10 protein-coding genes are annotated in these 12,286 nt (G+C 38.8%); 8 read left to right on the top strand and 2 right to left on the bottom strand.

Going from position 1 to position 12,286, the window contains the following annotated elements; genetic code table 11:
* The first annotated feature begins 9 nt into the window (after positions 1 to 9).
* From lgt to OZ002_RS05810, 5 genes are all read left to right on the top strand, one after another.
* The gene (lgt, locus tag OZ002_RS05830; RefSeq protein ID WP_002289570.1) at positions 10 to 840 is read left to right on the top strand and encodes a prolipoprotein diacylglyceryl transferase; all 831 of its coding nucleotides are present in this window, start codon (positions 10 to 12) and stop codon (positions 838 to 840) included.
* A gap of 43 nt (positions 841 to 883) precedes the next feature.
* Positions 884 to 1,909 carry an NAD(P)H-dependent glycerol-3-phosphate dehydrogenase gene (locus tag OZ002_RS05825; protein WP_086273058.1) on the top strand — a complete coding sequence of 342 codons (1,026 nt, stop codon included), beginning with the start codon at positions 884 to 886 and terminating at the stop codon, positions 1,907 to 1,909.
* Positions 1,910 to 1,923: 14 nt separating this feature from the next.
* Entirely contained in the window at positions 1,924 to 2,862 is a 939-nt protein-coding gene (galU, locus tag OZ002_RS05820) for a UTP--glucose-1-phosphate uridylyltransferase GalU (RefSeq protein WP_002289574.1), read from the top strand.
* A 124-nt stretch (positions 2,863 to 2,986) separates the two neighbouring features.
* Positions 2,987 to 3,427 (top strand): DUF948 domain-containing protein, encoded by a 441-nt coding sequence (locus OZ002_RS05815; protein WP_002289575.1) that lies wholly within the window; start codon positions 2,987 to 2,989, stop codon positions 3,425 to 3,427.
* Positions 3,428 to 3,429: 2 nt separating this feature from the next.
* Complete coding sequence (locus tag OZ002_RS05810; protein ID WP_002294968.1) at positions 3,430 to 4,032, top strand: YtxH domain-containing protein; 603 nt, start codon at positions 3,430 to 3,432, stop codon at positions 4,030 to 4,032.
* Between the two features lie 58 nt (positions 4,033 to 4,090).
* Here OZ002_RS05810 and OZ002_RS05805 read toward each other — a convergent pair whose 3' ends face one another.
* Complete coding sequence (locus OZ002_RS05805; RefSeq protein WP_002296134.1) at positions 4,091 to 5,197, bottom strand: aminopeptidase P family protein; 1,107 nt, start codon at positions 5,195 to 5,197, stop codon at positions 4,091 to 4,093.
* Between the two features lie 209 nt (positions 5,198 to 5,406).
* Here OZ002_RS05805 and ccpA point away from each other — a divergent pair, with 209 nt between their 5' ends.
* Positions 5,407 to 6,408 (top strand): catabolite control protein A, encoded by a 1,002-nt coding sequence (ccpA, locus tag OZ002_RS05800; protein WP_002291653.1) that lies wholly within the window; start codon positions 5,407 to 5,409, stop codon positions 6,406 to 6,408.
* A gap of 336 nt (positions 6,409 to 6,744) precedes the next feature.
* On the opposite strand, the gene OZ002_RS05795 is transcribed toward ccpA, so the two are convergent.
* Positions 6,745 to 9,090, bottom strand: a complete 2,346-nt coding sequence (locus OZ002_RS05795) for a transglycosylase domain-containing protein (protein ID WP_002296135.1) — start codon at positions 9,088 to 9,090, stop codon at positions 6,745 to 6,747.
* Between the two features lie 278 nt (positions 9,091 to 9,368).
* Between OZ002_RS05795 and OZ002_RS05790 the strand changes: the two genes are divergently transcribed.
* Entirely contained in the window at positions 9,369 to 10,271 is a 903-nt protein-coding gene (locus OZ002_RS05790; protein WP_002300683.1) for a deoxyribonuclease IV, read from the top strand.
* Between the two features lie 212 nt (positions 10,272 to 10,483).
* Positions 10,484 to 12,259: a glucosyltransferase gene (locus OZ002_RS05785; protein WP_325082919.1), complete on the top strand. Its 1,776-nt coding sequence runs from the start codon at positions 10,484 to 10,486 to the stop codon at positions 12,257 to 12,259.
* Positions 12,260 to 12,286 lie beyond the last annotated feature (27 nt).

Genomic DNA, 12,286 nt, shown 5'->3' with positions numbered 1-12,286 from the left:
AGTGACAATATGTTAGCACAAATCAATCGAGTTGCTTTTGAGCTTGTAGGGATTCCTATCTACTGGTATGCATTGATCATCGTATCAGGTATCATTATCGCCATGTGGCTTAGCAGCAGAGAGGCTGTTCGGGTAGGATTAAAAGCAGATGATGTGACAGATTTTATGTTGTGGGGATTGCCTATCTCCATTATTGGCGCTCGCTTATATTATGTTTTATTTGATCTTCCCCAGTATATAGCTGATCCAATCCAAATATTCAATATCCGTTCAGGAGGCTTAGCTATTTATGGCGGACTGATTGCAGGCGCGATCACGCTGTATTTTTTTACTAAATATCATTTTATTTCTTTGTGGACTTTTTTAGATATCGCTGCACCAAGTGTATTATTAGCACAAGCAATCGGTCGTTGGGGAAATTTCATGAACCACGAAGCATATGGACCAGACACGACGCGAAGCTTCTTAGAAAGTCTGCATTTACCGCAATTCATCATTGATAATATGTATATCGAAGGGATCTATCGTCAACCAACATTTCTTTATGAATCACTTTGGAGTTTGATTGGATTTATTTTGCTTTTGTTTTTACGAAAGAAACCACACCTTTTGAAAAAAGGTGAAGTCCTTTTATGTTATCTAATGTGGTATAGTTTCGGGCGTTTCTTTATTGAAGGATTACGTACAGACAGTCTTTACTTTTTAGGTGTGATCCGTATTTCTCAATTATTATCTGCTGTGTTATTTGTCGGTACATTGATTCTATTTATTTGGCGCAGAAAAAAAGGAAATTTACCGGATTATGACCGCTCATTAGGAAAAAATCAACAAATTATCTGATTTTTAGAGCGTTAAAAATGAAAAAAATTTCAGGAGTGGTAAAATGAATTATAGAGTAGCGGTTTTAGGACCAGGCTCTTGGGGTACTGCTTTGGCACAAGTCCTCGCCGAAAACGGACATGACGTTCGGATTTGGGGACATCGTGCTTCACAAGTAGAAGAAATCAACACCCAACACACGAATCAACGTTATTTACCAGATCATTGTCTACCCGATTCCATCCAAGCATTCACCAATATGGAAGATGCAGTAAAAGACGCAGATGCGGTGCTATTCGTCATTCCAACGAAAGCAATACGTTCTGTTGCAAAAGAACTAGTGCCTAAATTGAATACAAAGCCAGTGATCATCCATGCAAGTAAAGGATTAGAACAGGGAACACATAAAAGGATCTCTGACATCTTGTTAGAGGAAATCCCAGCAGAAAAAAGAAAAGCTGTTGTTGTTCTTTCTGGACCAAGCCATGCAGAAGAAGTAGCGAAACATGACATCACTACGATCACAGCTGCAAGTACAGATGCAAAAGCAGCAAAATATGTACAAGAGCTGTTCATGAATAATTATTTTCGGATCTATACCAATCCTGATGTGATCGGTGTAGAGATGGGAGCAGCTTTGAAAAATATTATTGCTATTGGTGCTGGCGCTATTCACGGCTTAGGGTTTGGCGATAATGCAAAGGCAGCAATCATGACGCGCGGATTAGCTGAGATCAGCCGTTTAGGTGTAGCAATGGGTGCCAACCCGCTGACCTTTATCGGATTAAGCGGAGTAGGCGATCTAGTCGTTACTTGCACAAGTGTTCATTCTAGGAACTGGCGCGCAGGCAACTTGTTAGGACAAGGGCAGCCCCTAGAAGAGGTGCTAGCCAATATGGGAATGGTCGTTGAAGGTGTGAATACTACCCAAGCAGCGATGGAACTAGCCCAAATGATGGAAATCGAAATGCCCATCACTCAAACAATCTATGAAGTGCTGTATGAACAAAAAGAAATCAAAACAGCCGCAAAAGAAATCATGTTACGTGATGGGAAAAAAGAAAATGAATTCTCATTAACAATTTTTTGAAGGAGCGAATGTATATGAAAGTCAAAAAAGCAGTTATTCCAGCAGCAGGATTAGGAACAAGATTTTTACCAGCAACAAAAGCTATGGCAAAGGAAATGTTGCCAATTGTTGATAAACCAACAATCCAGTTCATCGTTGAAGAAGCGTTGAAATCAGGAATCGAAGACATCTTGATCGTTACAGGAAAAGCTAAACGACCAATCGAAGATCACTTTGATTCAAATATTGAATTAGAAACAAACCTAAGTGAAAAAGGAAAGACCGAATTATTGAAATTAGTAGAAGAAACGACAGATGTCAACTTGCATTTCATCCGTCAATCTCATCCAAAGGGTTTAGGACATGCCGTTCTTCAAGCAAGAGCCTTTATTGGAAATGAACCATTTGTCGTTATGCTAGGCGATGATATCATGGAAGACGAAGTACCATTGACACAGCAATTAATCGATGATTACGAACGTACTCATGCTTCTACGATCGCCGTTATGCAAGTTCCTCATGATGAAACTTCAAAATACGGAATTATCAATCCAGGAGAAGTATTGGAAGATGGGTTATACAATGTCAAAAACTTTGTTGAAAAACCAGATCCAAGCAAAGCACCAAGTGATTTAGCTATTATTGGACGCTACTTATTGACTCCAGAAATTTTTGATGTATTGTCCGAGCAACAACCAGGAGCCGGAAATGAAATCCAACTAACTGACGCAATCGATACATTGAATAAAACACAACGCGTATTTGCCCGTAAATTCACAGGTAAACGTTACGATGTCGGTGACAAATTTGGTTTTATGAAAACAAGCATTGAATATGGTCTAACACATCCAGAAGTAGGTGCACCTTTACGTGAGTACATCCTGTCTTTAGGTAAAACATTAGAAGCAGAAGGAAGCAAGATCGATCATAATCCAAAAGGAATAACAGAAATCAAAGAAGAAAAGAAAAAATAACCCTTTTTTCTAACGAGCTTCAGCTGCTAATTGAATAAAAAGTAGTTGAAGCTCGTTTTTATTTGTTTAAAAAACACGAAAATGCTATCCTTATAGAAAAGAGAGACAAGAAGGGAGTTTGATCATGTCAGGAGGAGAAATTGCAGGATTGATCGCAGCAATCGCCTTTGCGATACTTGTCGTTTTTATCGTTCGTGTGTTGTTGCAAGTTTCTAAAACTTTAGAAAAAGTAGATCAGACTGTAGCAGAAGCAAATACGACGATCGAAATCGTCACAAAAGACGTAGATCTTTTGTCTAGACAAGTAGAAGGCTTGCTGGTCAAAAGTAATGAACTGCTCTTGGATATCAATGGAAAAGTCGCAACGATCGATCCATTGTTCACAGCAGTTGCTGATTTAAGTGAAAGTGTATCAGAACTTAATCATTCTAGTAAAAACATCGCGACGAAAGTCGGCGGAATCGGTAAAACGACAGCTAAAGCGACGGTTGCCGGAAAAGTCGGTGGGACAGCGATGAAATTTTTTAAAAACAAAAAACATACTGAAACGACAGGAGGAAAATAAAAATGGCTAAAAAAGGTGGATTTTTATTAGGTGCAGTAGTCGGAGGAACAGCCGCAGCAATCGCCGCGTTATTGTTAGCACCAAAATCTGGTAAAGAACTTCGGGATGAATTAGCTGCCCAAGCGGATGATTTGATGGATATGGCTTCAGATTACACAGATATGGCGAAAGAAAAATCGACTGAGTTAACAGGTATTGCAAAAGAAAAAGCGCAAGATCTTTCTCAACAAGCAGGTGATCTAGCAGGTAGTGTCAAACAAAAAGTAAGTGAATCAGCAGATGAAGCAGGAAGTGAATCTGACGATATCTTGTTAAATCTTAAAGAACAATCAGCTGATTTATCTAATCGTTTCAAAAAAACGGCAGAAGATATGAAAAAACCTGCAGATGAATTAGGAAGTATTGCTAAAGATACTTCAGAAGATATCATGATTGATGTAAAAGACGCTGCTGGTAAAGCAGGAGATACTGTCAATGAAGGAATGTCAGAAGCAAAACCAGTTGCAGATGACACAAAAGAAATGATGAAAATGGCAAAAGAAGATGCGAAAGAAGCTAAAAAAGAAATAAAAGATACAATGACAGATTCATCTACAAATCACTAAAATCACAAATTTATAGAATAAAAAGGTGGGAGCGGACTAGCTCTCACCTTTTTTACTCTTATTTTTCTAAAACAAGTAATTCTTTTGGTGTAGTCGTGAATGGCACACAGCCATCGCTTGTCACATATACACAGTCTTCGATACGTACCCCTACTTTTTCAGGAATATAGATTCCTGGTTCAAGAGAGAAGCACATCCCTTCTTCGATTACTAAGTCATTTCCTTCTACAAGGGAAGGGAATTCGTGGACGGTTGTTCCGATCCCATGACCTAAACGGTGATTGAAATATTCGCCGTAGCCATAGCTGTTGATCACGTTTCGTGCGATTTGATCAAGTTCACCTGCTGTCACACCTGGACGGACGGCTTCTTGTGCGGCAAGCTGTGCTTCAAGAGTGATGTTGTAGATTTTTTCTTGGAAGTCGGTTGGTTTTTGATAAGCAATTGTACGAGTAGCATCACTGCAATAGCCATTCCAAACAACGCCAAGATCGAATAACACAAGTTCATTCGGTGAAATCTTCGTGTTTCCTGGTGTACCATGAGGGCTTGCAGCATTTGCTCCTGCAAGGACTAATGTGTCGAAAGACATTTGTGAAACACCTTGTTTTTTCAATTGGTATTCAATTTCTGCAATGATCGCTTGTTCAGTCACGCCTTCTTTCACTGCTTTAAAGCCAATCTCAAATGCAACATCGGCCCATTTACCAGCTTCGATCAGTTTGTCTTTTTCCTCTAGAGTTTTGATCAGTTGTAGACGTTGGATGATGGAAGTTAGATCAGTGTAAGAATCCGTTCCCGTCAAGATATCAGAGATAGCATCGAAGCGCTCGACAGTCAAGGCGTTCTTTTCAATCCCTACATTGCCAGGCTGACCATAGCGAGCACGAAGTTCTTTTCCGATGATCTCCCAAGGGTTTTCGCTGTCTAAATAGCCACGGACATCATACGCCCAACTACTGTTTTGAGCATCTTCAACTTCCAAAGCAGGAGTGAAAAGGAAAGGATCTTGTTCAAGAGGGATAAAAAGAGCTAGTACACGCTCATGAGGATCACTTTCGTATCCGGAAAAGTAAGCGATGTGGCCAGGGTCGCTGATATAAGCCAATTCGACTTGGTGTTGTGCCATCCATTGACGTAGTTCATTGATTTTTACGTTATTCATTTGGCAACCTACTTTCTAAATTAATTTTGTATTCAATAATTGTACCACTGATTTATTAAAAGACCAACGTTCTAAAAACTGAAAAAAGTAAAAATTTTCATGAAAACAGAGATAAAACGGTTGCAATTCTTGAGATTATTTGATATTCTATTTTAGAAATGTAAGACGTATTTTCAGAAAACATATAAAATATGAATAGGAGAACACAAATGGAAAAGCAAACAATCACTATCTATGATGTAGCGAGAGAGGCAAATGTTTCGATGGCTACTGTTTCACGTGTCGTAAATGGCAATCCAAACGTTAAACCAGCAACAAGAAAAAAAGTCTTGGAAGTTATCGATCGCTTGGATTATCGTCCAAACGCAGTTGCGCGTGGCTTGGCAAGTAAGAAAACAACAACAGTTGGTGTAATCATCCCTGATGTCAGCAATATGTTCTTTGCTTCTTTAGCACGTGGTATCGATGATGTGGCAACAATGTACAAATACAATATTATCTTAGCAAATTCAGATGGCAACGACCAAAAAGAAGTCAATGTATTGAATAACTTACTGGCTAAGCAAGTGGACGGCGTGATCTTCATGGGTCACCATATCACAGACGAAATCCGTGGAGAATTTTCACGTTCAAAAACTCCTGTTGTATTAGCTGGCTCTATTGATCCAGATGAACAAGTAGGTAGCGTAAACATTGATTATGTATCCGCAACAAAAGATGCAGTAAACAAATTGGCAAAAAGCGGCAATAAAAAAATCGCTTTTGTCAGTGGTGCGTTGATCGATCCCATCAATGGACAAAATCGTCTGAAAGGCTATAAAGAAGCATTAAGCGAAAATAACCTACCATATAGCGAAGGATTGATCTTTGAAGCACAATACAACTTCAAAGATGGTCTATCTCTAGTCGATCGGATCCATAATAGCGGTGCAACAGCTGTCTATGTTTCAGATGATGAATTAGCCATCGGTATTTTGGATGGTTTATTAGACCGTGGCGTGAAAGTACCGGAAGAATTCGAAATCATCACAAGTAACAATTCACTACTGACAGAAGTAGCTCGTCCTCGTTTAACAAGTATCACACAACCATTATACGATTTAGGGGCGGTATCTATGCGCCTATTGACGAAAATGATGAATAAAGAAGAAGTCGAAGAAAAAACGATTATCTTGCCTTATGGAATCGAAGAAAAAGGATCTACAAAATAATAAAAGGACAACCATTCAGAGGTTGTGTGCCTGCCGTTTAACTCTGCGTTACAAGGAGCAATTTCAAAAAACAGCATCTCATGTTTGATGAATATTGTGACTCGTGATTCGGAGTTGGCAGGAGAACACCGTTTATTTGGGAAAAGGGGTTATGACAAAATTTTGTTATAATCCTTTTTTTGTGTCTTAAAAAAGAGAGAAAGTGGTTGAAATTACATTTATCGTATATAAAACAATCCGTGTATAGATGCTGCATTTTGTTCACCACCATCAAAAAAATAAGGGACTGTGACAATACTATTGTCACAATCCCTTATTACTGTGTATTCTATTAAATCAATCATCTTTCTCATCTGATTCTTTAGTTGCTTGATTCGCTCTTGCATAAGCTGAAGCGGTGTTCCAGTAATCTGTATAGTTTTCATCGGTACCGCCAACGCCAAATTTAAAGGCGCTTTTCTTCGGTCCATTTTTCGCCCATAGCGATTCAACTGTTTTTCCTGGTGTTTGGATGGATTTTTTATTGACAGTAACTTTTCCAGGTGTTTGACCAGTAAATCCAGATACTTTTTTCTTCATCACATCAGATGATAATTCGAATTTCTCATCAGTGCCAAAAATGTCAGGTTTTGCTTGGTAAGCTTGATTGATCAGATTGGCAAGATAATTAGCCGAACGTATCCTTGCTTTGCTGTCCATTCCAGTATTGTCATCGTGCCCTGCCCAGCTACTGATGGTAATAGACGGAGTAGAGACAATTAGCCATGAATCTCGGTATTCATTGGTAGAACCAGTTTTTCCGACCCAATCTGCTTTTCCTAGATTTCCGTTTAAGCTTGAGATGGCATCTTTGAATGGTGTAGTGATTTTTGCATTGATCACACTACGCATCATGTCATTCATGATCGATGCCGTTGCTTCCGAATAGATCCGGACAGAGTTGCTTTCGTGTTTATAAATTACATTTCCTGCGTTATCTGTGATGGAATCGATGATATAGCCTTCTTCATAGACGCCGCCGTTTGCTAAAGCCTGAAATCCGTTGGTCTGTTGAAGCGTCGTGACATCTACTGTACCTAAAGGAGCAGATTCAACGCCCCAATTGTCATTTGCCGGGTAGTTCATCTTTGCCAAGTAGTGCTCGTAAGCATATTGTTTCGATCCACCGGAATTCAACACATCTTGATATAAGTGATAAGCCGGGATATTGTTGGACCATTCTAGTGACTCACGGACGGTTTGGAAGGTGTTCGATCCTTCGTTAGTAGCATTGACGATTTTCTCGCCAGCATTTTCTCCTTCTTGCCAAGTTGTTGCATAATCTGATACACGGGATTCTGATCCGATAAGCCCCATGTCGATTGCAGGTCCATAAACAAGAACTGGTTTGATTGATGAGCCAGCTTGACGTTCTGTATCGAAGGCATGGTTATTTTGATTCTGACTGTAATTCCGTCCGCCAACGAATCCGTAGATGCGGCCAGTTCTGTTATCCATCAATACATTTCCGGTTTCTACTTGACTGCCAGCACCATCATCTAACATGTATCCATAATTTTCAACGCCATTTTGCAATGCAGCATAGACATCTTTATCGATTGTCGAATGGATTGTATATCCTTTATTTTGGATCGTTTGCTGTGCCTTTTGATAATAAGCGTCACTGACCGATGAATCAGACATATCAGCGTTGTCTTTTTCAGCCAATTGTTGTGCAATGATTCTTGTTGCTTCATTCATCACAGTATAATACAAGAATTCTCTGTCAGTCTGTTCTGCGATTTGTTGTGGTAGAAAGTCTTTTGTAAGGTCATAGGCTTTTGCTTCTTCGTATTGTTCTTTCGTAATTTGGCCTTCACGATACATACTGAATAAAACAAAATCTTTTCTGGCAAGGCCGGCAGAAAGATCTTCTTTTAGCGCGCCTGTGTTCGTGTATGGACTATACGTGATCGGGCTTTGGGGTAATCCAGCGATATAAGCAGCTTGCGGCAGCGTCACATCTTTTGCATCTACACCAAAGATTCCTTTTGCAGCTTCCTGGACTCCAGCAATGTTTTGTCCCTTATTATTACGACCAAATGGTGAGACATTCAAATACGTAGCAATGATCTCATCTTTTGAAAAGTATTTTTCTACTTGTGCAGAAAGAATGATCTCGTTTGCTTTACGTTTGAATGTTGTTTCATCTGTAAGGATCTGCTGTTTGACTAATTGCTGTGTCAAAGTTGATCCACCAGAAGAGCCAATACCAGTAGCTTCAGATACTAATGCTCGTAAAACAGCTTTAGGAACGTAACCTTGGTGTTTATCGAAGTATTCATCCTCTGTGCTGATAATTGCAGTTTTCAATAAAGGTGAAATCTTATCAGATGAAATAGTCGTGCGCATCAGATCTGTCTGGATTTTTGATATCTCTGTATTATCTGCATAAACAATCTTTGACGTTTCTGTAATGTTTCCTAGTTCTGTCTGCAGTGCTTTTTTAGTCGGCAATTGTGTGTCTTCGACGAGATAGGCAAAATAGCCAGCGCCTATTCCAATACCTAGAGCTGCGAACATCAAAAGAAGAACAGTAATAAAAACAGTCAATGATTGAAAAACTCTAAAAATAATCTTAGGAACAAACCATTTTTCTTTTTTTCTTCTATTCTGTTTTTTTCGAGTATTTTTGCGTGGCAAAAGGGTCACCTCAACTAATGGTTTTATTTCGCTAATTATAGCAAATAATAGAACAAAAAAACAGACAAGGCTGTTTTTGGCAGGAATTTCTTTTTTAAAGGAGTTAAAACGTGAGAAAATGATCTTTTTTATAAAAGAGTTCTTAAGCTTTTCTTTAGAGAAAATTTCAGTTACTATGGAGAACAGGGCAAAGAAAAATCAATCATTTTCTTTGTATATCATCTTACCAATATATAGGAATTGTTAGTAACAATTGCCTTTCAAGGAGGAATCCATCCATGTTATTAGGCTCACACGTCAGCATGAGCGGAAAGAAAATGCTGTTAGGAGCAGCAGAAGAAGCAGCCAGTTATGGATCTTCGACTTTTATGATCTATACAGGCGCCCCTCAAAACACTAGAAGAAAAGCCATCGAAGAGATGAATATTGATGCCGGAAAAGCGTACATGGCAGAAAACGGTCTAACAAATATCGTCGTTCATGCCCCTTATATCATTAATTTGGGGAATACGATCAAACCAGAAATGTTTCCTTTTGCCGTCCAATTTCTGAGAGAAGAGATTGTTCGTGCGGAAGCTTTAGGCGCTACTCAAATTACACTTCACCCAGGTGCTCATGTAGGGGCAGGAACAGAAGCCGGAATTGCTAGAATTATTGAAGGCTTGAATGAAGTTTTGACAAAAGAACAGACGGCACAAATCGCTTTGGAGACAATGGCAGGTAAAGGTACGGAAATCGGTCGAACATTTGAGGAATTAGCGCAAATCATCGATGGAGTAAAATTGAATGAAAAATTATCCGTTACTTTTGACACCTGTCATACGAATGATGCCGGTTATAATATTAAAGAAGACTTTTCAGGTGTAATGGAAGAGTTTGATAAGATCATCGGGTTAGATCGGCTTAAAGTACTCCATATCAATGATTCTAAAAATCCGCAAGGTTCGCATAAAGACCGGCACGCCAATATTGGTTTTGGAACAATCGGATTCGACACGCTGAACAAGATCGTCCATGATCCAATGTTTGACAATATTTCGAAAATCTTGGAAACTCCCTATGTCGGCAAAGATAAAAAGAAAGCTTACGCACCATATGGAAAAGAAATCGCCATGTTCAAAGCGCAAACATTTGATCCAGAAGTGTTTCCTGAGTTATTAGCAGAAGAAGTGATACTCTAAGATTTTCTATCTGACAGCAGCAAAAAAGGACCAGGCACATTGCCTTGTCCTTTTTTGTTTAAGAAACAAAGGAGTACTTTTTGCAGTCTTTTTCATCATGCATCTTCTCCCCCCTCTTTTTAAATTTAGACAAACAGGGTATACTGGTAGAAAAGTAAAAAAACGAAAAGTTTCACAAGCAAGTGGCAAAACGTGATTGGAAGGACGAAAAGATGCTGAACACTTTAAAACCCTTGATCAACCAACTAAAAAAGAAACATACATACTTTATTCTTGGCATAGCCCTATTATTTACAATTATTCGTTTGTATTTATATAGTAAAGCAATCTATGGAACAGACATGTCGGCAACCTATGATGACCAGCTGCTGATTCGCTATGCTCAAAATATTTTGGACGGTAAATGGCTAGGGGAGTATACGACTACAACACTTTCCAAAGGAAACTCCTACAGCTTATTTTTAGTACTTGTACATAAACTGCATCTTTCTTATGCAGTTTTGTTCGGCATGTTCAGTATTTTTGCCAGTATATTGGTTGCACTCGCGTTTAAACCGATCGTGAAGAACAAGTATCTTCTTTTAAGTATCTATTTTTATTTTTTGTTTTCTCCGATTAGTTTTACACATGAATATTCCACTCGAACGTATCGTAATGCCCTTGTGATTCCGGCTGTTGAGATCATTATCGCTTGTTTACTAGCTATTTATTACCGCAAATACGGTTCTAGCAGAAAATTGCTGCCATGGTTTTTAGGGCTTTCTGTCGCTTTTCCTTTCTTTTGGTTCATTCGCGAAGATTCTATCTGGCTTCTTCCTTTTACTGTAGTAGCTTTGGGTATCAGTTTCGTCCAGATCTTGCTAGGGCAAGACTTTTCTTTCAAAGAAGTAAAGAAGTTAAAAAAACGACTCTTTCTTCTCTCGAAACGGGAATGGCTGAAACTTTCATTGTTTTTACTTCCTATAGTTGGCTTTTCCATCGTCTATCAGTGGATCGAATATAAAAATGAGACAACATACGGTATTGCAACCATCAATGACCGTTCCAGTGGAGAATTTGGACGTTTGATGAAACAACTGATCCGAATAGATGATGAAACGAACTTGAATAAAGAAAACAGTGAGATATGGGTCTCACATGCTGCACTAAATAAAGCATTAGCCGCATCTCCTACATTCCATACTGTTTCTACCCGTATTGACGAATTATATACGACTCACGCGTGGACTCAAGGTGGAAAAGTAAAAGAATTACCCGGAGATATCATCTTTTGGGCATTGCGAGATGTGGTAAGCGAATCTGGTTATTACCAAAACAATGCAAAAGAAACCAATGATTTTTGGAAAAAAGTCAACCAAGAATTAGAAGAAGCCTATCACAAGGGAACCATCAAAAAGAAAAAAGAGTTCTATCTGATGGGATCAGGAGATGGAAAGACGATGAGTGATCTGCCAATCGTATTCGATTTCCTTCAATCAGGATACGCTTATGCATGGCGATATAAAGATTTCCATCAAGGAGGAAATTATAGTTTCGGAACGCAAGAACAAGTCAAACAGGCTCAAGAATTATTAAACCTTCCGCTAATGGAGAATTGGATCGATAGTAATGAACCGAGAACACCTAATTTCCAATTAACAAAATCAGCAAAAGTCGCGAATGTCATGATAAAAATTTACCAAGTTTTGTCCATACCATTACTGATTGCTTCAATAGCAGGGATATTACTTATGATACTAGGAACCGTATTTGCAAAAGCTGATCGTGCCTATTATAGTTCCTCTTTGATTGTGGTCACCGGATTAATACTGACACAATTGGTTTTTCTTTTCGGTGTCTCGTGGTTTTGTTCTTATGCGCCAGAAAAAAAGGATTATTTTTTAAGTGTCTACACTGGCGCAGGCGTGCCGTTAACGCAATTCATCGTAGTAACAAGCATGCTAGTTTTCAGTAAATTAAATCTGAAAAAAGCTTTATCTTCTAAATAAAAAGACCCTTGGTAGCTAGATTTTTAA

Origin of the sequence: Enterococcus sp. E4-150 (assembly GCF_035726465.1) — a bacterium.
Lineage (GTDB): Bacteria > Bacillota > Bacilli > Lactobacillales > Enterococcaceae > Enterococcus_B > Enterococcus_B faecium.
The sequence above is the reverse complement of the archived record's forward strand: the minus strand, read 5'-3'. Positions and strand labels throughout refer to the sequence as shown.

Excerpts from the sequence above, each read along its gene's own strand:
- ccpA (WP_002291653.1), top strand. The coding sequence starts at position 5,407 with ATGGAAAAGCAAACAATCACTATCTATGATGTAGCGAGAGAGGCAAAT.
- OZ002_RS05815 (WP_002289575.1), top strand. The coding sequence starts at position 2,987 with ATGTCAGGAGGAGAAATTGCAGGATTGATCGCAGCAATCGCCTTTGCG.
- galU (WP_002289574.1), top strand. The coding sequence starts at position 1,924 with ATGAAAGTCAAAAAAGCAGTTATTCCAGCAGCAGGATTAGGAACAAGA.
- OZ002_RS05825 (WP_086273058.1), top strand. The coding sequence starts at position 884 with ATGAATTATAGAGTAGCGGTTTTAGGACCAGGCTCTTGGGGTACTGCT.
- OZ002_RS05805 (WP_002296134.1), bottom strand. The coding sequence starts at position 5,197 with ATGAATAACGTAAAAATCAATGAACTACGTCAATGGATGGCACAACAC.
- OZ002_RS05785 (WP_325082919.1), top strand. The coding sequence starts at position 10,484 with ATGCTGAACACTTTAAAACCCTTGATCAACCAACTAAAAAAGAAACAT.
- lgt (WP_002289570.1), top strand. The coding sequence starts at position 10 with ATGTTAGCACAAATCAATCGAGTTGCTTTTGAGCTTGTAGGGATTCCT.
- OZ002_RS05810 (WP_002294968.1), top strand. The coding sequence starts at position 3,430 with ATGGCTAAAAAAGGTGGATTTTTATTAGGTGCAGTAGTCGGAGGAACA.
- OZ002_RS05790 (WP_002300683.1), top strand. The coding sequence starts at position 9,369 with ATGTTATTAGGCTCACACGTCAGCATGAGCGGAAAGAAAATGCTGTTA.